The 24361-nt window shown below is 59.4% G+C and carries 15 protein-coding genes; 6 read left to right on the forward strand and 9 right to left on the reverse strand.

Translation table 11 applies throughout. The features are described from left to right. The first annotated feature begins 19 nt into the window (after positions 1-19). Together AC0IYN_RS25765 and AC0IYN_RS25770 are read left to right on the forward strand one after the other, a co-directional pair. The gene (locus tag AC0IYN_RS25765; RefSeq protein ID WP_471843929.1) at positions 20-4303 is read left to right on the forward strand and encodes a hypothetical protein; all 4284 of its coding nucleotides are present in this window, start codon (positions 20-22) and stop codon (positions 4301-4303) included. 117 nt (positions 4304-4420) lie between these two features. Next, entirely contained in the window at positions 4421-8257 is a 3837-nt protein-coding gene (locus AC0IYN_RS25770; protein ID WP_471843931.1) for a hypothetical protein, read from the forward strand. Positions 8258-8294: 37 nt separating this feature from the next. On the opposite strand, the gene AC0IYN_RS25775 is transcribed toward AC0IYN_RS25770, so the two are convergent. From AC0IYN_RS25775 to AC0IYN_RS25790, 4 genes are all read right to left on the reverse strand, one after another. Continuing rightward, positions 8295-9974: an ATP-binding protein gene (locus AC0IYN_RS25775; protein ID WP_406597528.1), complete on the reverse strand. Its 1680-nt coding sequence runs from the start codon at positions 9972-9974 to the stop codon at positions 8295-8297. Further along, positions 9971-11473 carry an ATPase domain-containing protein gene (locus AC0IYN_RS25780; RefSeq protein WP_471843934.1) on the reverse strand — a complete coding sequence of 501 codons (1503 nt, stop codon included), beginning with the start codon at positions 11471-11473 and terminating at the stop codon, positions 9971-9973. The genes AC0IYN_RS25775 and AC0IYN_RS25780 overlap by 4 nt, the downstream gene beginning before the upstream one ends. A 146-nt stretch (positions 11474-11619) precedes the next feature. Next, positions 11620-12678: a tetratricopeptide repeat protein gene (locus AC0IYN_RS25785; protein WP_406597530.1), complete on the reverse strand. Its 1059-nt coding sequence runs from the start codon at positions 12676-12678 to the stop codon at positions 11620-11622. A 76-nt stretch (positions 12679-12754) separates the two neighbouring features. Beyond that, positions 12755-13648 (reverse strand): bestrophin family protein, encoded by an 894-nt coding sequence (locus AC0IYN_RS25790; protein ID WP_406597531.1) that lies wholly within the window; start codon positions 13646-13648, stop codon positions 12755-12757. A 215-nt stretch (positions 13649-13863) separates the two neighbouring features. Here AC0IYN_RS25790 and AC0IYN_RS25795 point away from each other — a divergent pair, with 215 nt between their 5' ends. The 4 genes from AC0IYN_RS25795 to AC0IYN_RS25810 are packed head-to-tail and all read left to right on the forward strand — an operon-like array spanning position 13864 to position 17750. Further along, on the forward strand, positions 13864-14631 hold the full coding sequence (locus AC0IYN_RS25795) for an SDR family NAD(P)-dependent oxidoreductase (protein ID WP_406597532.1): 768 nt from the start codon (positions 13864-13866) through the stop codon (positions 14629-14631). A 12-nt stretch (positions 14632-14643) separates the two neighbouring features. Next, a complete protein-coding gene (locus tag AC0IYN_RS25800) occupies positions 14644-15828 on the forward strand; it encodes an acetyl-CoA C-acyltransferase (RefSeq protein WP_406597533.1) in 1185 nt (394 codons plus the stop codon). Positions 15829-15837: 9 nt separating this feature from the next. After that, a complete protein-coding gene (locus tag AC0IYN_RS25805) occupies positions 15838-16965 on the forward strand; it encodes an acyl-CoA dehydrogenase (RefSeq protein ID WP_100490631.1) in 1128 nt (375 codons plus the stop codon). Positions 16966-16976: 11 nt separating this feature from the next. Next, complete coding sequence (locus tag AC0IYN_RS25810; RefSeq protein ID WP_078048495.1) at positions 16977-17750, forward strand: enoyl-CoA hydratase; 774 nt, start codon at positions 16977-16979, stop codon at positions 17748-17750. Positions 17751-17826: 76 nt separating this feature from the next. On the opposite strand, the gene AC0IYN_RS25815 is transcribed toward AC0IYN_RS25810, so the two are convergent. From AC0IYN_RS25815 to AC0IYN_RS25835, 5 genes are all read right to left on the reverse strand, one after another. After that, a complete protein-coding gene (locus tag AC0IYN_RS25815) occupies positions 17827-18978 on the reverse strand; it encodes an acyl-CoA dehydrogenase family protein (protein WP_100490632.1) in 1152 nt (383 codons plus the stop codon). 3 nt (positions 18979-18981) lie between these two features. Then, complete coding sequence (locus AC0IYN_RS25820) at positions 18982-20085, reverse strand: enoyl-CoA hydratase/isomerase family protein (RefSeq protein WP_471843939.1); 1104 nt, start codon at positions 20083-20085, stop codon at positions 18982-18984. A gap of 117 nt (positions 20086-20202) precedes the next feature. Then, the gene (locus tag AC0IYN_RS25825; RefSeq protein WP_406597535.1) at positions 20203-21054 is read right to left on the reverse strand and encodes an alpha/beta hydrolase; all 852 of its coding nucleotides are present in this window, start codon (positions 21052-21054) and stop codon (positions 20203-20205) included. Then, the gene (locus AC0IYN_RS25830) at positions 21044-22663 is read right to left on the reverse strand and encodes a cytochrome P450 (protein WP_406597536.1); all 1620 of its coding nucleotides are present in this window, start codon (positions 22661-22663) and stop codon (positions 21044-21046) included. The genes AC0IYN_RS25825 and AC0IYN_RS25830 overlap by 11 nt, the downstream gene beginning before the upstream one ends. Position 22664: 1 nt before the next feature. Next, complete coding sequence (locus tag AC0IYN_RS25835) at positions 22665-24284, reverse strand: acyl-CoA dehydrogenase family protein (RefSeq protein ID WP_406597537.1); 1620 nt, start codon at positions 24282-24284, stop codon at positions 22665-22667. Positions 24285-24361 lie beyond the last annotated feature (77 nt).

Below are 24361 nucleotides of genomic sequence, written 5' to 3' on the forward strand. Positions count from 1 at the left end.
ACTGAGGCCGGAAATCGAGATGATCACTGTGAATATGCGCTCACCGGAGCTTTCCGTGAGCCCGCTACTCCCCGCGGACAGCGGACCTGTGACAAACACCCAGGCAAGCGCGACGCCCGCGCTGGATTCCGCTGTCGCTTCACGCCCCAAACGTGCGATTCGGCCCCCTGCGTTCACGTCTGTGCAGGCAAAGGGGCAAGCGGTATTGCCGGACAGAAAAAACATAGATCGTTTTACGCAGGCGGCGCTGACAGGCCTCGACCAGCAACTTCCATTGATCAGAGAGCAGAAAAGCCTGAACCCTCCGGGGATGACGCAAGAACAGGTGGACCAGCAGCTCAACGAGCGTATCGCGAATCTCCTCCAGGTCCACACAATGGAGGTCGAACCGAACTCTACCTACGCGCAGTTCCATAAGCTTGGAGCGAGGGATCAGGTCAGCCTCAAGCAGTTTATCCAGGATCACGGCTGGAACCTGCCGACCGACTTCGACGCGTTGAAGAACCTGTTGAGCTACGTCCGACGAGCTCCCCTCGCGGCTCAACCATTGGGCGATTACGGTGGCGCAATGTCCTGGCCGCAGCCGCCGTCTCATGAGCAGTTACTGGCGATGTACTACCACCCGGTGCAAGCACTGGAGCTGCCCGCTGACTCGGAACTGTTTGGTTTACTGACGTCCACGCTGCAACTGAGCGAGGCTGAGGCCGCCGAACCTGAGCGCGTGATCAGCGCATTGATCAACGCTCCCGCCGCCCAGGAGGTCGGGCGCGTACTGCGCGCCAAGGTTGACGCGAACTCCACGCTCGGCAGCGATACCGATTGGCTCCTGACAGGATTGCAAGTCTCGCTCGACCGAGAGAGCGTGCTGGGCAGCGTACAACCGCCGCCGCGCAATCGAGTGGCGAGTTTTGACCTGGATGGCAGCCGCTTCTGGGGTCAACCCGCCTCGGCGGTCGTTGCCGGTTTGACCGAACATCTCAAGACCCTCAACCGCGCCAGCGAAGCCATGGCGCCGGCCGCAGCTCACCTGCTGTTGGCACGCAAGGCCCCGCAATTCCTGGTCAAGGACATCCCCATCGGCGTAGTCTTCGGCTCCCACAGCTGGGTCAGCCTGTGTACGGCAGTCGCGCGTATCGAGGCCCAGTCACCTGGCAGCGCCGCGACCATGAGTTACGCCCAGGTCATGGCGTTCGATGACATTGCACCGGTCACGCGCGCCGATCAACTCGTTGCCCGGCAGGCCCAGGACCTTGCAATCATCGACTGGGCGGTTTGCCGGGGCATCGTTCCTGACAGCCCGACTGACGACCGCTCTCCCGCGCAAATGTCGCGCATACGCAAGGCCTTCGATGAAGAAGTGCGCCGGCTGTCCCGGGCCTCTGTGATCCAGCGTTCCGATATCCCCGATCGTAAACAAATGACACTGGATTGGCTCAAAGAAAATTTTGGCGCGGATACGGACTATGAAAAGAAATGCATTTATCGCTCACCCGAAAGCAGGGATTTACCTGGCCCCTATTCCGTGGTGGACCTGGCTGTCGAGGGTAGGTTGTTAGATGCGCCTGAAGTTATCCCCTACAGAAATACCTTTCGACTCGCCACTGCACCCCGAGCCGTGATCGCCCGATGGACGTCGAACGATCCAGGTGTACCCATTGCCCAGATCGTCAATCAAGCGAAAACCCTGAACCTGCCTGACTTCAACCAGCAGTTTGAGACGAAGGTCAACGAGCACCTGGATCAACTGGAAATCAGCTCGTTTGACGCCATTGTATACAGGCTCACCCAGTTGCCCTTGAAGGACCGCGAATTCATCGAATATGGCAAGGTCGAGGTTTACCGTGAGGAATTGATCCACCATCAATCCAAGTCTCCTCCGTATTGGCGCCGTGGCCAGCCGGACGCGCAGAAACCTTTGCTGGTCCGTGCCGAACACGAGGGTGAGTTCAGGGTTTACGAGGTCAATCCCAATCAACACAAGATCATCCGCAGGCCTGACCTTGAGGAAGATTTTCCGGTTGGCCATCGGGCCTTCCAATACCGATACGAACTGCACCCGCGACCGTTTGATGATGACAAGATCACGGTCACGACGTATGCCGACATTCCACGTGATCGACGCTATCTAGAAAAAGTGTCGACCCAACCGGAGGACGCGCAGCGCTTCGCCGAACAACGCGACACTTCGGGTGTTCCCCAGACCTACCACAGCGACCGAACCTTTCGTATTGCGCAACTGGTGCGGGACAATATGTACGATCAGGTGCGTGAGAAGATCGTCAGGGAGACCAGGGGCCTGACGACCTTTGAAAGTGAAATACCGCCGATTCGAAAGATACGCGAATTTATAAAGGGGCTGATTCCACTCTACGGGACAATTGAAGCAATCAATCGCGGCGATGTTGACGGGATCATTAAAAATGGTTTTTTCGACGCGCTTGGCTTTGTCCTCGTGATTGCGTCAGCGGCCGGGCAGGTGGCGCGTGTAGCAGTTGGCGCTGGCTCCGCGGCAGCCAAGGCGTGGAGTGTGGGCCGGATCCTTGGGCGTAGCGCTATTGGGGTGTTGAGCCCGATTCCGGGGGTCGAGGATGCCGTCGCGGGTGCAGGGCGAACAGCCGCACGCCGCTTCAAGGCGGTGTTGAACCAGGTGCGCGGCACTGCAGGGCACTATGACCTGTTCAAAGCCAGCCGGACCTACGATGCCGCTGCGATGGGGGTGTACAAAATCAACGGGGAAGTCGTCGAGGGGGCTGCCGTGTTGCACAACGGTAAATGGCACGCTTACAGCCCTGCAGGCGGACAGCACGCGGTGGATGACTTTACACCCTCATTTCGGGCCACTGACGAGCGATTGGAAAGCTGGCAAGGCGCCGCGCCGGCCTTGTCCGAGCCGTCCAGGCGCATTCGCGAAAACTTCAGGGCCCTCGAACAAAAGCTTAAGAACGGGCCGTCCAGCACGGCATTCAACAACGGCTACAACGCGGGGGACCCTTATACCATCAAGGGCTTTTCCTCCCGGCTGAGCGCCGAACAGGTCATGAAGTTGGCTCAGGCGGAGGGGCTGACGGCGGCGCAGGTCGGTGCCCTGGCACGTCAGCGAGAGCGCCTTGCCGTGCAGCATGCGTTCAATGGGGTGAAGCAGGCACAGTCGCTCATTGATGCCGCGGGTGGCACATTCACCGCCAATCCCCAGCTGTTTTACCTCAGTCAGGTGGATTCACTGTCCCAAGGCCAATGTGCCGCGCTCTCCAAAATCATGGCCTCGGCGCTCGAGCAGGGCAAGGGTCAAACGTTGATTGAAAACATGTTCAGCGCCGCCGCAAAGCCGACTCATCCAGCCTCTGTAACCTTTACCAAAACACTGCAGGACGTACAGAAGCAGGTGAGCACCCCGGCAGTGTTCCACGCCGGTAACCCGGTGCGGCAAGTGTCCCACGATGAGCTGATCGCCGAGCTGGGCCGCGCCACATCGTCCACGACCCTGATGATCGATTCGCCGGGTCACGCGATGATGGCGGGCGTAAAAGTTGACGGCGTGAACAAGCAGTTCTTTTTTTATGATCCGAACCTTGGCCTTGCTACATTCCCCACCCAAAGCGCCATGAGCGAAGGCCTGCAAGCACTGTTTACGCAGAAAAAACCGGCCACCCCTTATCGCACCTACAGCACCGACCCTGACAAGCTCGAGTTCAAGGTCAGTACCCATGACGAAGGGTGGATGAGCAACGCGAGCGTGCACGACCGCCCCGTGAAACAGCTGTACGAGGCGCCTATAGATACGTCCACGACCCAGGGGGGCCAGCAGTTGCTCGCGGGCTCATCGGTGGTTCCGGAGAAGGTTTACGTTCCGGTCACCGAATCGGCACAAAGCCTGGATCCCAGTTCGATCCTGTATACCCGGGGAATCAGCGATTGCACAGCATTGGCGGTGCTCAGCGACTTGAAGGACGGGATCTATCACAAGCGTACATTGATCCACCTGCAAGGCGGTGTCGCCGACCCGACGATGCTGCCGCTGTTGAAACAGCTGGACGCGTCGTTGGCCAATGGTGGCAAGGTAATCTTCGTCGGCGGTGATAGCGCGCGCAGCGCGCAGGGATTGGCAAGTTCACTGAAACAGACACTCGGCGATCAACAGCCGCTGCTGAACATCATCAACCGGCATCCCGAATCAACGGTGATCGCCACGGCATCCGGCATTGATATAAAGCCGGATGGAACATTCATCCTGATCGAAGGCCTGCACCCGCCCCAGGTGTTGGACGCGGCCATGAGAAAAGAGGTGTACGACCGAATCGATTGAGCGTACGTCATTCAGTGTTCTATCACGGAACCTTCTGACGCCCTCGGGTCACTCATCGAGTAGGCGGTGAGCCAAATTCATCGCTTACTCGATTGGTCCGTCCTACGAAGGCTTCTCATGCAAACACCCGGTATTTCTTTCAACATCCATACCCACTTGACAGCCCTGCAACCAGCCTCTGTCGAAGTATCCGCACAACACGCTTCAAATAACACTGAATTGTCCGGTGAACGCCAATTGGTGGCGTCCTACGCTGGCGCCATACGGCAAGCAGCACAGAACCATAGGGCGACGGCAACCCTGGGTGATATTCCCAAGGATTCAAGGTTCGGCGAGTGGTGGCAACGCCTGTTCAACGCCGCTCAAAGTCCGGTGTTCCTGGCGTGGGCGAGGTCAAAGAATATCGACACCTCTCAAGCCATAACGGTGGATCACCTGGCTGACACATTGACTGTGACCATTAACGGCAAGCGCACTTTATTGGAGGGTTCGGAACAAGGCCGAGGTTGGCGTGAAGCTACCGGCCCACTCATGACCGCCGCGAAGGCGATGGGCCCCTTTTCCTTCGACGTACCAACCGACCCACTCGTGGCACCGTTATTTATCGTTGCCCGATTCCACGGTGAGGTATTGCTGCCTTACAGGAAAGAAGAGACGCTGGCTCGAGCGGCGCAACTTGAGCAAGATCAAACCTTTGGTCTATTGGACGCTGACACCTACGTTGATGTCAGGTCGCAATCGCCCGAAATACTGCAACAGCAAAAGCTCGAGTCAGGCGATAGCATCAACAGGTTCACGCTGCTGCACAAGCTTAAGGCGTTCCCACAGCACCAGCCCGAACGCCTCACTGAGTACCTCAACACACGGATACCCACGCATCCCGACTCCTCTTATCAACGAGAAACCCAAAACACCGACGCGACCCTCAAAGACCTGATCATTGCCGGGGGATGGCACGTACCCGAAAATGTCGACGAATTGGATAATCTGATCCAGGCCTTGGCAGCACCTTCGTTGCTAGCACCCGCTGACCGGAATTTTGCCGGCGCGTTGGCTTGGCCTATGCCGATGCTCATTGGGGATCAGGCTGAACTGTTCCGTATAATTTCTGACAACCAGCCGCCACTGCCCGGCCTGGATAGCGAGGCTCGGTTAGGTAGCACAGATGTATTGGGCGCCTTGGTCAACCACGTACCTCGCTCCGTTCTCGAGAAAGGTGATCCCCTTGCAACCTTGCAATGGATCCTGAATAGCGTGCAGGGTCAAAAGTTAGGCGAGGAATTGAAAAAACGAATGGGGGACGTGTTTGAACACTCCACGCCTCGGGAAGTACTGTTAACGGTCTTTGCGGTCACCCTGGATGTGGAAGGTTTGACTGACCCGAAACCCAACCACGTCGCAGGTTTCGATCTCGCCGCACCGGCGCTCCATGACCAACCGTTCTCCGTGATCAAGCAACGTCTGGTTGATCATTTGGTGGCGACTAACAAGGTCACTCCAGAGGCAGCTTCAGTTGCGGCAATGCTTCTGCTTAGCCGTGTCGCTCCGGAGCTGTGTGTTCCTGACGTCCCCTCGGATATAACCTATATGTCTGCTAACTGGGTCCGTCTCAAGGCAGCTGTGGGGAGGATCGAGGCGACTCACCCTGGCGCCAGTTCACGCATGAGCTTTCAAGAAATTGTTGATTTCGACGCTATTGACCCGGTCACGGATCACGATCAAGAGGTTCAGTCGATCACCGCAGTGCCTGCGCTCGTCGGATGGGGCAGGGCAAAGGGCGTGATTCCGTTACACGGTGACGTGTCGACTGAACAACTGGCCGAAATCAGGAGTGAATTTGCCCAGCAGGAACAACAGATTTTGAGTGGTGTTTCGGCACTAACGACGCCGCCTCCGACGCTCCGTGCTATAGCGTTAGCCCAGCTCAAGGCACACTTTGGTGATGGAATCCCCTTTGAAGAAAAGAGTATTCGCAGTCAAGTCACGCGCTCGGACAGTCACACCCATACCTCGTCGATCACCCTAGACCCTACGGGCAGCTATTCACTGTTAGACCTTTACCTCGCCAAAAAGGGCGCTTTACCGGTTGGTTGGGCCTCCACCAACCCGAAAATCACTGAAGCAATTATCAACAAAATCGCAACATTGCCAGACCCAAAGGCAAAACACAGTGAGCAGTTTGATGAATACGCGACCTGCTTGTCTCAGGCGTGGAGTACGATGACCCGCAAGCTTATTAGCGATTTGCCGCTGGAGGATCGAAAAAATATCGAGTGGGGCAATCTGACGATTTATCAACGAGGCCATACATCCCGTACCGAAGTCTCCACGCCCCAAGGGGGAACTGAGTATTCCAGTCCGTTCTCTTCGTCTGCAGACGATCGCTCACTGATTGTCGAGACGCGGCGCAACGGCATAACGACCTACTATGAGTTTGACCCCAAGAACAAGACGATACGCAGGCGTGACGACTGGCAAGACAAAATTCGTGAGGGCGCGCAAGGTGAAGAGGTCGAATCATCCGTCGGCATTTATGGGAAAAAATACACAACAGAGATGATTCGTAAACTCGACTCCACTCAAGACCAAGCCAATAGTCAGGGACGCGAAGACAGTGCAGCACGCCTACCCAATTCCTTCTCCAGTGACCGTAGCCTCTATTTGGGCAAGTTACTGTCTGACACCATCATTGAGCCTTCCTCCCTGGCGCAGATAAAGGCATCCCTGGGTGAGGAGACAACATTTGATGAAGAGGAGAATACACGGACATTGTTTCGCTCTTTCCTACTGGCTCCGATTCCTGGAGGATCAGCCATCTATAATCTGGCGAATGGCAATTATAAAGACGCCGCCGCAGATGCCATTTTTGATGTCGTCATGTATGCGACGACTGCGGGGTTTGGAAAAGCGGGTGGCGCGGTCAAAGGTTTAAATAGGGCTAAACTGCCCAAACGATTCGGTGCCTCTCTGGTCGCAGGCAAGTTCTGGCAGGGATTGAGTGGCGGGGGGCGTTTTGCACGCGCAGGAAGAAAACTGTTCTCTAATGATCGCCAGTGGTTCGGGAAACTGACGGGGACTTCCGACAGCGTCAATGTGGCAAAACTGTCCAATCAGCCTGATATCGCGGTGGGCACCTACAGGGCTGGGAACAGCCAGCAGGTATCGAACATCGCTGCACAGTTCGATGAGGCCTCGGGTAAGTGGATACCTTATGACACGCTACACAACGGACGTTATGGCAAACCTCTTGGAGCAGAAGAATTCATCCCAGAGACAGCCAGGTATATTGATGATACCGCAGGCGTTGTAGATGACGTCGGCGAGGTGGTGGTGCGACAAAAAAAAAAGCCCAATCACCTGGAAAGAAGCCTGGCGACGAATAATGTCATCCACCTCGGAAGAAAACTCAAGGATTTCAAGGTTCTCGGCGATGGTATTTTCACCTATGTAGATACCTACAAAGGTGTCGAGAGGCTCAATGTATGCGCGCATGGCGTCAATCCGAGTTTCAAGCAGCTGCTCACCAATGAACCTATGCAAATGTTTTATAATGGCAAGCACAATACACCTGAGGATCTATTGGCGTTACTTCAGTCTTCAGGCATAGACCCTGAAAGATTCAACAATGTTCGTTTATTGATGTGCCATTCCGCTAACGGGTCCGTTAATTCTTTTGGAAGTCAGTTTGGTAAGTTAATTAAGCGCGATGTCAAGGCATTCCAGGGGCCTGTTCGCGCCTACGTCATACCTGACACAGTGGACTCATTAAAAGCAGATCTAACTATTCGGGATCCGCACGCTTCGGCCAATGAGATCGATCAAAGGGTATACAAACAACTGCAGTTTAATCTGTCTCTCGGCACCAATAAAGTTGGACCCCGTCAACCCGGAGGCTCCGCGACAGGTAAGGAAATACCCTTCTTTTATCGTCCGATAAAGTTTAAAGCATCCTAAACAACAACTCGGCCCCTGCGCGTCTGCGCAGGGCTGATCACTCGAGACGCCCCCTGATCATTTCCCGCACTTTCTCCGTGAGTAGATCGAAGGTGAACGGCTTGGTGATCAACTGCATTCCCGGGTCCAGGAAGCCACCGCGCACCGCCGCGTGCTCCGCGTACCCGGTAATGAACAGCACTTTTAGGTCCGGACGAATTTGTCGACCAATTTCCGCCAGTTGCCGGCCATTCATACCGGGAAGGCCGACATCGCTGATCAGCAGGTCAATGCGCTGGTCGGATTCGATGATAGGCACCGCAGTGGTTGCATCGCCGGCCTCGACGAAGGCATACCCCAACTCTTTGAGTACCGTACTGACCAAAACCCGTACAGCGGGATCATCTTCGACGATCAGTACCGTTTCCCCAGCAGTGGCGAAGGGTAACAACGTCGGGTTGGATGCCGTGTCCGCCAGCCTTTCACCGATAAAGCGCGGCAGGAACAGGCTGACAGTGGTGCCTTTATCGACCTCGCTGTGGATAGTCACATGACCATGGGACTGGCGCGCAAACCCGTAGATCATCGACAGGCCCAGGCCCGTGCCCTGGCCAATGGGTTTAGTCGTGAAAAAAGGATCGAAAACGCGGCCCATGACACTCTCTGGGATACCGCAGCCGGTGTCGCTGACACTGAGTTCCACATAATCGCCTGGTTTCAAGGTGCCATAGGCGGCGGTGAACACGCTGTCGAGGTGGCGGTTGGTGGTTTCTACCGTCAGGCTGCCGCCATTGGGCATCGCATCCCGGGCATTGATCACCAGGTTGAGCAGGGCGCTTTCCAATTGATTCGGGTCCGCCTCGGCCGTCCACAGTTGATCGCTCAGGCGCATGTCCAACTTGATGCTTTCATTGATGCTGCGTTGCAGCAGCTCGCCCATGGAGGTGACCAGCTGGTTGATCTCAACCGGTTTGGAATCCAGCGATTGGCGGCGGGAAAACGCCAGCAAGCGATGAGTGAGGCCGGCGGCACGGTTAGCCGAGGTAACGCCCAGGTCGATCAGGCTGTCGAGGTCGTCCAACTTGCCACGGGACACACGCCTTCGCAGCAGCTCCAAGCTGCCGATGATGCCGGTTAGCATGTTGTTGAAGTCGTGGGCGATACCGCCGGTCAACTGGCCGACGGCTTCCATTTTCTGGGATTGGCGCAAGGCCTCTTCATTGCTGCGCAGTTGCGCCGTGCGTTCTTCTACCTGTTGCTCAAGCGTCTCCAGGGTGCGTTGCAGGCGCAGTTCACTCTCGCTGAGGTCGATCAAGCGGTCGCGGGCGTCGTATTGCCGGCGGCGGCCGCGCAGGGCGGCGCTCACCAGGCTGATCAGCGTCACCGGGTGGAAGGGGCGCTCCAGGAAGGTCACATTGCCGAGCAGGCCGCTGAGGTGGGATGAACCATTTTGCTCGCTGCCGCCGTGGTGGGTCATCAACACGATGGGCAGGTCCGACCAGGCCGGCTGCTGGTGCAGGTACTCCAACAGCGGTTCCAGATCGACACCGCGCAGCGCCTCGGCAGCGATGATCAGCAGCCCGGCGCCGCCTTCCAGTGCGTCGCACAGTGCCTCCAAGTTGCTGGCGACAATGCCGGCATACCCGGCTTCATTGAGCATCATCAGCGCCAACGAGCCATCGCGGCCCATCGGCGCCAGCACGATTGCACGCTCGGAGACTGGAAATAGGCCCGTCACACGCCCTCATCCTTGAGCAAAGGATTGCCGGCGCCCATGTAGGTTGGGATGCCGCGCAGCACGCCCTGGAAATTATCCAGCGGCTCGCCCACCGTCATGCCCTGGCTGCCGATGCGGTATTCACGAATCGTGGCTTCGTGGGTACCGGTGCGTTTCTTGATGATCGAGATGGCGCGGCGCACCTTGCCCAGCGCTTCGAAGTAGCGCAGCAGAATGACCGTATCCGCCAGGTAAGTAATATCGACGGGGGCCTGCATATCGCCGACCAGGCCGTGTTGCGCCACCGTCATGAACGTTGCCGCGCCGCGCCGATTGAGGTACAGCAGTAACTCGTGCATGTGCAGGATCAGCGCGTTTTCTTCGGGCATGGCGGCCTGGTAGCCGTTGATGCTGTCGATCACCACAGTCTTGATGCCACGCTCGTCCACGCAACGGCGCACGCGGTGCGAGAACTCACCGGGTGACAGTTCGGCGGCATCGACCTGTTCGATCAGCAGGTTGCCGGTTTCCTGCAGGGCCGCGAGGTCGATCCCCATGTTTTTCATGCGCTCGAACAACAGCCCCAACTCTTCATCGAAGATAAACAGTGCGGCTTTCTCACCCCGCGCCACGGCGGCAGCGGCGAAGATCATCGAGATCAGCGACTTGCCGGTGCCGGCCGGGCCGAGGATGAGGCTGCTGGAGCCAGTCTCGACACCGCCGCCCATCAGCGCATCCAGCGCGGCAATGCCGCTGCTCAAGGTCTCGCGCTGGTAGCCGCCACGATGCTCGGCCGCTACCAGGCGCGGGAACACATGAACGCCGTCCTGCATGATGGTGAAGTCGTGAAAACCACCACGGTATTTCTGGCCACGGTACTTCACCACCCGCACACGCCGGCGCTCGGCGCCGTAGTTGGGCGTCAGCTCTTCCAGGCGGATCACGCCATGCGCCACGCTGTGCACGGTCTTGTCGAGGGATTCGGTGGTCAGGTCATCCAGCAACAGGACGGTGGCGTCGTAGCGCACGAAGTAGTGCTTGATCGCCAGGATCTGCCGGCGATAGCGCAGCGAGCTTTGCGCCAACAGGCGGATTTCCGAGAGGCTGTCGATGACCACGCGGGTCGGTTTGACCCGTTCTACCACTTCAAAGATCTGCCGGGTGGCTTCGCCCAGTTCCAGGTCGGAGGAATACAGCAGGCTTTGTTGGTGGTCGGCGTTGAGCAGGCTTTCGGGTGGCGTCAGCTCGAAGATATGAATGTTGTCATCCAGGTCCCAGCAGTGGGACTTGGCGCCTTGTCGCAATTCGCGTTCGGTTTCCGACAGGGTGATGTACAGCGATCGCTCGCCGTTCCGGGCGCCTGCTTGCAGAAAGTGCAGGGCGACCGTGGTCTTGCCGGTGCCGGGCTCACCTTCCAGCAGGAACAGGTGGCTGCGCGAGAGTCCGCCAGCAAGAATGTCATCAAGACCTTCAATGCCAGTGGCCGCTTTTTCGGATAATTGCGCTGTGGATGTAGACAAGAAGTGCCCTCAGGTCACATACGAGTAGAGGATGCACGCCCATTAGGACGCGCCATGTTCTCTTGACCGTAGCGGTTTGCGGCGGTTCAACCTGTCGCGGGAGAAATGAGGCCTGGACCCCGTTTTACAAAAAATTGTAAGCGAGCCTACAAGCCTTGCTGCAAGGCGGGATCGTCCGGGTTCTGCTGTTCAAGTTGCGCCAATAGCACCTGAACGTTCTGCAACTGGCCGCTTTCTTTCCAGTAATTGACCAGCAAGACCCGCGCCTTTCGGTTGGCCGGGTGGCGCTGGATGATGTCTTCGAGTTGGCGCTGGGCGGCTTCCAATTCCTGCTGGGCGTGCAGGGTGGTGGCCAGGTCGTAGCGATAATCCTGGTTGTCCGGTTCCAGCTCCACCGCCTTCGACAGGCCAAGCAGCGCGTACGGACGTTCGCCATGGTGCAACAGCCACATGCCCAAGGCGTGTTGCAGGTAGGCCGACTCGGGGTGCGCGGCCAGTTGGCGCGCCAGCAGTTGGCGGGACTCGTCGGTCTTGCCCTGTTTGTCCAGCAGCTCGATCTGCGAGACGACGGCTTGCAGGTTGTCCGGTTGCAGGCGCATGGCCTGTTCCAGGGCGTTTTGTGCGTCCGGCAACAGGGCGCTGTGGATGTACAGGCGCGCCAGTTGAATCCAGCCTTCTGCGGTTTCAGGCTGGGCCTTGAGCTTTTTCACGAACTCATCCAGTACTTGCTGCAACGGCCCGAAGTACAGGCCCAGGGTATCGGGAGACAAGCCAAGCAAGGCATTGGCGGCGGCGAAGCGTACTTCCTGCTCGGGGTCATCCAGCACCGGGCCGAGCAGCAGGGTGCGCTGGCCGGTCGGCACCAGGCCGACAATGCTGTGGATGGCCGCTTCACGCACCCGCGGTGAATCGCTGGCCAAGTCTTTGTCCGCCAGCTTCAACGCCTGGGGACTGGGGTAGTTGGGCAATTCGGCATGCAACGCCGCGCGGCGCTCGGGCGACAGGTCCGGTCGGCCCAGTTGCTGATACAGCACGCGTGCTGCGCCGGGCTCACCGTTGCGCGCCTGTTTCAAGGCTTTCGAATAGCCATGGGCAATGGCGGGCGCTACGGCCACCGGGGTGGTGCGGGAGACATACCAGGTGATCAATACGATAAACAACAGGGCGCACAGGCCGATGAGGGAGTAACGGCGTGACTTTGACATGCAGGCGTCCGAAAGCTTGGGCAGCTAATACAAAGCCATCAGCTTCGGCCAGACCACGGCAGGTGTCAAACCGGCGTCAGGTGAGCACGTACTCTATCGGCTCCAGGGGCGGCGGCAGGTCGGTTGCACCGAGGGCGGCCAAGACCTCGCGTTCCAGGGTACGCAGGATGGCATTGCAGGGCAGGTCGTTTTCGTCGAAGCCGAACGGGTCCTCAAGGTCATCGCCGATTTCATCGAGGCCGAAGAAGGTGTAGCTGACGATGGCGGTAAACACCGGCGTCAACCAGCCCAGCGGCTCGGCCATGGCAAACGGCAGCAGGATGCAGAACAGGTAAATGGTGCGGTGCAGCAGCAGGGTGTATGGGAAGGGCAGTGGCGTGCTCTTGATCCGTTCGCAGGAGGCCTGCACATGGCTGAGGCTGACCAACCGCGCTTCCAGCTGGGTGTAGCGCCATTCGCTGATCACGCCTTGTCCGGCCAGTTCGGAAAACCTGGCGCCCACCCGTTGCAGCAGGTTGTCGGGAAGGTTGGGGTGATTGGCCTGGAAGGTGCTCCAGGGCGTTATCGCCTGGGCCTCATCCTCGTGGCGCAAGCGCGCGATCAGGCCGTGGGCGAAGCCACACAGGCTGCGCAGCAGGTGCGCGCGTTCGACCGGGTCGCTGAGCACCTGGGTTTCGCGAATGAGCGAGCGAACATCGATGACCATCTGCCCCAATTGCTTGCGACCTTCCCACCAGCGGTCATAGCAGGCGTTGTTGCGAAAGCTCATGAAGATCGACAACGACAAGCCGAGCAAGGTGAACGGCGTGGCGTTGACCTTGGAGAAATACGCCGGGTGCAGGGTTTCCACCAGCACGATCACTGAGGCCAACAAGGTCACCAGCAGGCTGCGCAGGGCAATGCGCTTGGCGATCGAGCCCTTGAGGGAAAACAGGATACCCAGGAGGTTGGGTTTGGGGCGGACTATCATTCAGGGGCGGGCTTCTTCGGTGGCAGGCTTCTTGGGGGTGCAGCCGCTCAGGTTAGGAGCAAGTATCGCTGGCGTCCAATCGCTTGGGCTGACCGGTTGATCGGCGAGGTCGATGACTGGCCAAAACAGTCAGGCAGGTTGAAGGCTTTGACCATTGCCGCTACCGCGCTGCGGGGCGACTATTTCGACGATTCGGACCGTTCAAGGGAACAACAATGCAGATTGAAAACAAGATTTTCCTGGTCAGCGGTGGCGCATCGGGCCTCGGCGCGGCGACTGCCGAGATGCTGATCGCCGCCGGCGCCAAGGTGATGCTGGTCGACCTGAATGCCGAGGCCGTGGCCGCCAAGGCCAAGCAGCTGGGCGACAACGCACGCAGTGCCGTCGCGGATATCAGCCAGGAAGCCGCTGCCGAAGCCGCTGTGCAGGCCACGGTCGCAGCCTTTGGCGGCCTGCACGGGCTGGTCAATTGTGCCGGCGTGGTGCGTGGCGAGAAAATCCTCGGCAAGGACGGCCCTCACGCTCTGGCGAGCTTTGCCCAGGTGATCAATGTCAACCTGATCGGCAGCTTCAACCTGTTGCGCCTGGCGGCCGCTGCCATCGCCGAGACCGAGGCAAATGCCGACGGCGAGCGCGGCGTGATCATCAACACCGCCTCGGTAGCCGCGTTTGACGGGCAGATCGGCCAGGCAGCGTATTCCGCGTCCAAGGGCGCCATCGCCAGCCTCACACTGCCGGCCGCGCGCGAGCTGGCCCGCTTTGGTATCCGTGTGATGACCATCGCCCCGGGTATTTTCGAAACGCCGATGATGGCCGGCATGACCCCGCAAGTGCGCGACGCCCTGGCCGCCGGCGTGCCATTTCCGCCGCGTCTGGGCAAACCTGCCGAATACGCCGCACTGGTGCGGCACATCATTGAAAACAGCATGCTCAACGGTGAGGTGATCCGTCTCGACGGTGCCTTGCGCATGGCGGCCAAGTAAGGAGGATGACCCATGACTGATCCAATCGTAATTGTCAGCGCGGTGCGCACGCCCATGGGCGGGTTCCAGGGCGACCTCAAGGGCCTGACCGCGCCGCAACTGGGTTCTGCCGCGATTCGCGCCGCCGTCGAGCGTGCCGGCATCGCCACTGACGCCGTGGATGAAGTGCTGTTTGGCTGCGTGCTGCCTGCCGGCCTCGGCCAGGCGCCGGCGCGCCAGGCGGCCTTGGGCGCGGGGCTGGACAAGGCCACGCGTTGCACCACCCTCAATAAGATGTGTGGCTCGGGCATGGAAGCGACCATCCTGGCCCATGACTCGCTGTTGGCCGGCAGCGTCGACGTGGTGATCGCCGGGGGCATGGAAAGCATGTCCAACGCGCCGTACCTGCTGGACCGCGCACGCAGCGGTTACCGCATGGGCCACGGCAAGGTGCTCGATCACATGTTCCTCGACGGCCTGGAAGACGCCTACGACAAAGGCCGCCTGATGGGCACCTTTGCCGAGGACTGTGCCCTGCATAACGGCTTTAGCCGCGAAGCCCAGGACGCCTTCGCCATCGCTTCGCTGACCCGTGCACAAGAGGCGATCACCCATGGCAGCTTTGCCGCGGAAATCGTGCCGGTGCAGGTCACCGTGGGCAAAGAGCAAAAAACCATCCAGCATGACGAACAGCCGCCCAAGGCCAAGCTCGACAAGATCAGCAGCCTGAAGCCGGCCTTCCGCGAAGGCGGCACTGTAACCGCCGCCAACTCCAGCTCGATTTCCGACGGCGCGGCGGCCTTGCTGCTGATGCGTCAGTCCGAGGCGCAAAAACGTGGCCTCAAGCCCTTGGCGGTTATCCATGGGCATGCCGCGTTTGCCGATGAGCCGGGGCTGTTCCCGGTGGCGCCAGTGGGCGCGATTCGCAAACTGATGACCAAGACCGGCTGGAACCTGGGCGAGGTCGACCTGTTCGAGATCAACGAAGCCTTTGCCGTGGTCAGCCTGGTCACCATGAGCAAGCTGGAAATCCCCCATGCCAAGGTCAATGTCCATGGCGGTGCCTGCGCCCTGGGTCATCCGATCGGCGCTTCCGGTGCGCGGATCCTGGTGACCCTGCTCTCGGCCCTGCGCCAGAAAGGCCTCAAGCGTGGTGTCGCTGCGATTTGCATCGGCGGTGGTGAAGCCACGGCTATGGCCGTTGAATGCCTGTATTAAGGAGCCCAGATGCTGCCCAATGACGAACAACTGCAAATCAGCGACGCGGCCCGGCAATTTGCCCAGGAGCGCCTGAAGCCCTTTGCCGCCGAATGGGACCGCGAGCACCGCTTTCCCAAGGAAGCCATCGGTGAAATGGCCGAGCTGGGCTTTTTCGGCATGCTGGTGCCGGAACAGTGGGGTGGTTGCGACACCGGTTACCTGGCCTACGCCATGGCCCTGGAAGAAATCGCCGCCGGTGACGGTGCGTGCTCGACCATCATGAGCGTACACAACTCGGTAGGTTGCGTGCCGATTCTCACGTTCGGCAGCGACCACCAGAAAGAGCACTTCCTCAAGCCGCTGGCCAGCGGCGCCATGCTCGGCGCCTTCGCGCTCACCGAACCCCAGGCCGGCTCCGATGCCAGCAGCCTGAAAACCCGCGCGCGCCTGGAAGGCGACCATTACGTGTTGAACGGCTGCAAACAATTCATCACCTCCGGGCAGAACGCCGGGATTGTGATTGTGTTTGCCGTGACCGACCCGGCAGCGGGCAAACGCGGGATCAGCGCGTTTATCGTGCCGACCGACTCGCCGGGCTACAGCGTGGCGCGGGTCGAGGACAAACTCGGCCAGCATGCGTCCGACACCTGCCAGTTGCTGTTTGAAGATGTGAAGGTGCCTGTCGCCAATCGGCTGGGGGAGGAGGGCGAAGGCTACAAGATCGCCTTGGCCAACCTCGAAGGCGGCCGCGTGGGCATCGCCTCGCAAGCGGTGGGCATGGCCCGCGCCGCCTTCGAAGCGGCCCGCGACTATGCCCGCGAGCGCGAAAGCTTCGGCAAACCCATCATCGAACACCAGGCCGTGGCTTTCCGCCTGGCCGACATGGCCACGCAAATCGCGGTCGCCCGGCAGATGGTGCATTACGCCGCCGCCCTGCGCGACAGCGGCAAGCCGGCGCTGGTGGAAGCCTCGATGGCCAAGCTGTTTGCCTCGGAAATGGCCGAGAAAGTCTGTTCGGCCGCCTTGCAAACCCTCGGCGGTTACGGTTACCTGAACGACTTTCCCCTGGAGCGGATCTACCGCGACGTGCGGGTCTGCCAGATTTACGAAGGCACCAGCGATATCCAGCGCATGGTCATCTCACGCAATCTCTAAGGAGCCGATACATGAGTTACGACACCATTTTGCTCGACGTGCAGGGCCGTGTCGGGTTGATTACCCTCAATCGCCCGCAAGCCTTGAACGCCCTGAACGCGCAACTGGTCAGTGAGTTGAACCAGGCATTGGACAGCCTGGAAGCCAACCCTGAAATCGGCTGCATCGTGCTGACCGGCTCGAAAAAAGCCTTCGCCGCCGGCGCCGACATCAAGGAAATGGCCGAGCTGACCTACCCGCAGATCTACCTCGACGACCTGTTCAGCGACAGTGACCGCGTGGCCAACCGCCGCAAGCCGATCATTGCCGCCGTCAACGGCTTCGCCCTGGGCGGCGGTTGTGAGCTGGCATTGATGTGCGACTTCATCCTGGCCGGTGACAACGCCAAGTTCGGCCAGCCGGAAATCAACCTCGGCGTCCTGCCAGGCATGGGCGGCACCCAGCGCCTGACCCGCGCAGTGGGCAAGGCCAAGGCCATGGAAATGTGCCTGACCGGGCGCTTTATCGACGCGGTGGAAGCCGAGCGCTGCGGGATCGTCGCGCGTATCGTGCCGGCCGACGAGTTGCTGGAAGAAGCCTTGAAAGTCGCGGCCCTGATCGCCGGCAAATCGGTGCCCATCAGCATGATGGTCAAGGAAAGCGTAAACCGCGCCTTCGAAGTCAGCCTGTCGGAAGGCGTGCGCTTTGAGCGCCGCGTGTTCCATGCAGCGTTCGCGACGCAGGATCAGAAGGAAGGCATGGCGGCGTTTGTGGCCAAGCGTGCGCCCGAGTTCAAGGACAAGTAACGCGGTTGTGTGAACACTAGAGCTCAAATGTGGAAGCGGGCTTGCTCGCTCCCACATTGATTTTGCATTGTGTCAATTAAAGCTGGTAGTGCTTGAGCTCCCTGGCAATCACCATCCGCTGAATCTCGCTGGTCCCTTCGTAGATCTGCGTGATCCGCGCATCCCGGTAGTAGCGCTCCACCGGGTAATCCTCCAAGTACCCATACCCGCCGTGAATCTGCATCGCCGACGAGCAAACCTTCTCGGCCATTTCCGAGGCAAACAGCTTGGCCTGGGACGCTTCCGACAAGCACGGCTTGCCGGCACTGCGCAGTCGCGCGGCGTGCAGGATCAGCAAACGCGCGGCATTCAGTTGGGTTTGCATGTCGGCCAGCAGGTTGGCCACGCTCTGGTGTTCGATGATCGCCTGGTTGAACTGCACACGATCACGGGCATAGACCAGCGCCGCTTCAAACGCTGCACGCGCAATGCCCAATGCCTGGGCGGCAATGCCGATGCGGCCGCCTTCGAGGTTGGACAGCGCAATTGCCAGGCCCTTGCCACGTTCACCGAGCAGGTTGGCCTCGGGCACGGTGCACTGGTTCAAGGTCACCGCGCAGGTGTCCGAGGCGCGGATGCCCATCTTGTGTTCGGTGCGATCCACCACAAACCCTGGGGTAGTCGTGGGCACCAGGAACGCGGAAATGCCTTTCTTGCCCAGGTCGGGGTCGGTGACGGCAAACACGATGGCCAGTTTGGCGCGCTTGCCGTTGCTGACGAACTGCTTGGCACCATTGAGTACCCACTGGCCGTCGCGCAATTCCGCGCGGGTGCGCAGGTTATGCGCTTCGGAGCCGGCCTGGGGTTCGGTCAGGCAAAAGCAGCCGATTGCTTGGCCGCTGGCGAGGTCGGCCAGCCAGGTTTGTTTTTGCTCATCTGAGCCGTAGTTGAGGATTGGCCCGCAACCCACTGAATTATGGATACTCATGAGTGCGCCCGTGGCCCCGTCACCGGCGGAAATCTCTTCCACGGCGAGGGCATAGGCGACGTAATCGACGTAGGTGCCGCCCCATTCTTCCGGCACCACCATGCCCAGCAGGCCCAGCTCACCCATCTTCGCCACCAGGGCGTCATCGATCCAGCCGGCTTTTTCCCAGGCTTGGGCGTGGGGCGCGATTTCTCCACGGGCGAAGTCACGCGCCATGTCGCGAATCATCACTTGTTCTTCTGTGTATTCAATGTCTTGCATGGCTTATCTCGCAACCTTCTCGAAGTGATGAAAGAAGCTCTCCACGTGGCTGAGGGCCAGCCCATGCAGGGTCGGTGGGTTCCAGCGCGGGCACTTGTCTTTATCGATAATCAGCGCGCGGACACCTTCGATCAGGTCACCGCGTTCGAACCATTGGCGGTCCAAGTGCAGCTCCAAGGCAAAACACTGTTCCAGCGGTAGACGACGGCCACGGCGCAGCATCTCCAGGGTCACGGCCATGGCCAGCGGCGAGCGCGTTTGCATGAGGCTGGCGGTGCTTAGGGCCCATTCGTGGCTGTCGGCGACGGTGACTTGCTGCAATTGCTCGACGATGCTCGGTACATCCGGCAGCGCGAAGAAGTGGTCAATGGCAGGGCGCAAGGCAGCCAGCGGCGCATCGGGCAATTGTTGCACCGCAAGCTTGGCGAGCACGCCTTGCAGGTCCTTGAGCGGCGAGTCGTGCCATTGCAGGCCGTCGAGTTTCTGGTCGAGGTCGACGAGTTTGTGGCTGTCGAGGTACCAGTCAGCCAGCCCGCAATACAACGCATCGGCGGCGCGGATCTGAACGCCGGTCACGCCCAGGTAAATCCCCAGCTCGCCGGGAATACGCGGCAGGAAGTAGCTGCCGCCCACATCAGGGAAATAACCGATGGCCACCTCCGGCATCGCCAGGCGGCTGCGCTCGGTGACCACGCGCAGGTCGGCGCCTTGCACCAGCCCCATGCCGCCGCCCAGGACAAACCCGTCCATCAGCGCCACGACCGGTTTGCGGTAATGGTGGATGGCCAGGTCCAGCGCGTATTCCTCGACGAAGAAGTCCTGGTGCAGGGTGTCGCCGTTTTTGAAGCTGTCATACAGCGAGCGGATATCGCCGCCGGCACAAAAGGCTTTATCGCCGGCGCCGCGCAGCACCACGGCGTACACCTTCGGGTCCTCTGCCCAGGCCTGCAACTGGGCAGACAGGCTGCGGACCATTTGCAGGGTAATGGCATTCAAGCCGGCGGGGCGATTGAGGGTGAGGTGGCCGATATGGTTACGGACCTCGGCGAGGACTTCGTCCTGAAGTGTTCCGGCGTGGCTTGCTTCGGTTGAAACCTGAGCAGTCATCGATAACTCCCTGCTTTTATTGTTCTTTATCAAGATGTTCGCGAACGAACCCTCTCGCGATCGTACCAGTGCAAATTTGCCCAGTACAACCTTCAATCATGCAGGTCGTTTTTGCATTTATGCAGAGAGGCCGGCGCTCTGGAAATGGGCCGCCAATGCTTCGGCACACAGCAGAATGGCATGCCTGGCACTGGGGTGGGCAGCGGGGTAGTTGATAAAACCGTGGCGCATGTCGGCGTACTCCTGATACTGCACCGGTACGCCGGCCGTTCTCAGGCATTGGGCAAAAACACGCCCCTCATCGCGCAACAGGTCACAACCTGCGGTGAGGATCAACGCCGGCGGCAGGCCTTTAAAACAAGTATCACGCGCAGGCGACAACCAGGGGTGTGCCAATGGGACGCCTGAGGGGACGTACTGGCTCAGGTACCAATCCACGTGCTTGACGCTCAGTCCGAACCCCTCGGCAAACTGCTCGCGAGAGGGATAACGCGCCAAGCAATCGAGCATCGGATACAGCAGCAGTTGAAACCCGAGGCTGGGGCCTTCCAGGTCCCTTGCAATCTGGCAGACCACCGCGGCGAGCCCGCCGCCTGAGCCACCCCCGGCTACGGCAATGCGCCGGGTGTCGAGCGCCCACCTCGCACCCTTGCGCGCGACCCACTCCGTCGCGGCATAACAATCTTCCACCGCCCTGGGAAAGCGATCCTCCGGAGGTCGCGCATAGTGCACCGCCACGACCGCACAGCCCGTCCATTCACTGATCACCCGGCAAAAACTGTCGTGTGTGTCGAGGTCGCCGGCCACCCAACCACCGCCGTGGAAATACATCAACACGGGCAGGAGAGCAGGCCGCGCAGGTTTATAGACCCTCACCGGTACACGTCGGCCTCGCATAACCAGTGTGCGATTGCGCACCTCCATCACCACGGCGTCGCGCATTTCCTGGCGTACCTGTTCAGGAGTCACTTTCTTTCGCCACTGCTTGGGCAGCGATTTCTACCAGGTACTCCGTGGCGATCAGTGCGTTGACCCCCAATAGCATGGTGGTAGGTGGGCAGCCTTTGAAGAACTCGCCGTGGGCCTGGGCAATCTGCGGCCACAGAGTCATGTTCGGGGTGTACATCTGCGTCGCAATGATTCGGGTACGGTCGGTGCCCAGTTGCTTCAAGGCGTCTTCGATGATGCTCAGGCAGCGCAGGGTCTGTCGGTAGGCGTCTCCGACGGCATAAGGCTTGCCATCATCGCCGAATGCGACCGTTCCACTCGTCGTGATCTGTTCGCCAACCCGCAGTGCGCGACAATAACCGGCCTTCAGCTCCCAGGGGGCTGCCGAGAAGCAGCGTTTGAAGGTGTCGCCAGCCTCCAGTAGGGCCGGAAACCGCGCTAGGCCGCGAAACTGCAAGCTGTTGCTGCGCCAGACGGGCAGGTTTTTTTGATCCAGGGTGATACCGGCAAAGCGCTGTAGCAATCGAGTGATTAGAATCTCGGCTTCGAGCTTGAACAACTTCGAGCCCATGCAGAAGTGCGGGCCTCGGCCGAAGGCCAAGTGGTCTTGCCGTGTGCGTCGTATATCGAAGCGATCCGGCTCGGCAAAATGCTCAGGATCACGATTGGCCGCCGCGCGCAGTAAATACACCAGCTCGCCCTTGCACAAGACTTGATCGCCCACTTTGACATCTTCGGTCAGTACACGATGACTCAATTGCCCCGCCGGGCAGATACGCAGGGACTCTTCGATCGCGCCTTTGATCAAGGATGGGTCGGCTTTCAGCGCGGCCAATTGGTCGGGATGATTGAGCAGGTAAAAAAGCGTGATACCCAACTGGTCGGCGCTGGTCGTGTTCCCGGCCAGCAGTACGAAGGCAAGCTGGGCCAGGTAGTCCTCCTTATCCATCCCGCTGGCATCACCGGCAGCAATCACGCGGGTCACCAGGTCGTCCCGGGGCTGCTGGCGGTGTGCATCAATCAGGCCGGAGAAATACGCATACATGTCTTCCATGCCGCGTAACGCTTGTTCGGGACCGTAGTTTGGATCGGGGCTGCCGACCATGAAAAAGATCATGGCATCGGTCCACTGCCTGAGTTTCAGCGCCTCCTCGGCAGGTATTCCATACATATTCGCGAGGATTCTGGCAGGGATCTGGTTGAACAACTGCTCCATCAATTCCGGCTTCGGGTCGAGTTGTGCCAACAGCTCGTCGACAATTTTCACGATATCTGCACGCAGCGCTTCAATGGTTTGCGGGGTAAATGCGGTCCCCAGTACACGTCGCCCTCGGTCATGTGCTTCATGGTCCAGTGAGTACATCCAGCGTGAAGCCTTCTCGATAAAAGGCTCAAGCGCCTTACGTTTTTTAGGGGGTAATTGAGCATTGACCAACGCGCGCATGCGCTGCGAAGAAAAACGCCTGGCATCCGCCTGCGCGGCGCTTACGTCCTGATAGCGGGAGAGTATCCAGGCGTTGTAGTGCTTGTCCCAATGCACGGGGTAATGGTCACGCAGGCAGGCGAACGCGCGATAAGGATCGGCAATGATCTCTGGGGCTGACAGGTCAGGGGGTGGCTGGCGGTCCATTTCACGGTTCCTCATACAGTGCATGGGTAAACCCCTGGACATAATCGGGGCTGTCGATCGGAGCGCTGATCAAAAACTGAGGGGGTTTGAGCAATGAGGCCAGATGCTCGATCCGGCCTTGGTTTGCGCATTGGCTGTCAATGCTCCGGCCGGTCAGGCCCCAGGGGTGCAATTGCGGCGCAAATACGTGCGCCAAATCGGTCAGTGTCTGTGCGTCCAACAAAGACCCGGCTTCAACCTCTTGAATGATCTGGTCCAGTGCCCGCGCATAGGTCACCCCAATGGCCTCGCCATGGCAGAAGTCACCCTTGCGTCGACACTGCTTGATGATTTTGGCCTCGATGCGTTGCGCGGCATTGGCAGGTTCACTGCCCACGAACCGGGGACGGTTCAGTGCATCCTTCATGACCTGATAGGCCATGACAGAGCTATCGCCGGCAAAGGTGTTGGCGACTTCGCAGTCCATCCGCTGGGTGACGATCTGGTTGTAGTGATGAAACCCCTGAGAACCACACAGCTCCCGGGACAGGCCGATCACTTCCAGACTCACCCACGCCCCGAAAGACTTGGCCAAGGCCGCGAGCGCATGCAGGTTCTTACGCTGTGTGGGCTTAGCCCAAGCGCTCTCGAATTGTCTGCGAATCGATTGTTCCAGGTATTTGAGGGCCACGGCTCTGAGTTGGATGGCATAGAGGCGCTGACAAACCAATGGATTGTCCAACAACGTCGCGAGTGACCCCGACGCTTGCACGCGGCGATGCTGTGCAAATCGGTAACTGAGGTGGGATGCCAGGCTTGCACTTTGATACATGCTACTGAGAAACAGCATTCGCTCTTGCAGGAAGGTGCCCAACGCATTGATAAAGCGCTCTTGCTTGGGCAAATCACTGATAAAAACACCGTCTCGCGTGAAATGCGCATGCCGTTGCAGTAACGCCTCGACTGGCAGTGAGACGTTGCAAAAGCGTATGGCTGCGACCTGATTGGCATGAATGCCACCCTTGGGATCACAGGCAATCATTCTGACGCCTGGCAGCAGGCGACCATTTTCGCGTTTGCGCACAACCACGCGGAACCAGTGATGCCCTTGATCTTCACCGTCCACCTCCAGGCGCGCGAGCACCATCAAGACTTGTGCGGCGTGCAATGCGTTACCAATCCAGCATTTGCAGGCTTCGGGAGAGGGCGAGTGGAGTATCAAGCGATGGTGTTGGCGATCGTAGGTCACGCGCGTTTGTACGTTGCGAACATCGGTGCCGACGGCAACCTCCGTGCAGGCGAAGGCATAGACTTTGCGCATGCGGATGGCTTCATCGCGGTAACGGCCTAGCTGGTGCGGGCTGGCGTGATTGAGCAACGCATCGACGGCGATCATGTGATCCACCACCGACGAGACCAACGCAAAGTCAAAGGCGCTGAGCCAGCCCATCCGCTCGCACAGCTCAGTGAACCGTGACGATTGAGGCTGACCTAGCCAGAAATCATTATTGAGGATGCCTGCGCTGAAAATGGCATGCATGCGCTGGATGTTCAGGTCCATATAGGTCCTGAGCGGGAGATGATGGCGTTGCCGGGGTTCGAACAGCGCGGTGCTGAACAGATGTTCCAAGGTATCGCCCATGACATGTCGCTCCTGAGCCAGACATTCCTTGTCTTCGCTACTGGTACGACACTGGGCCAGACTTCAGGTGAACAACA

The organism is Pseudomonas sp. AC112 (genome assembly GCF_979253545.1).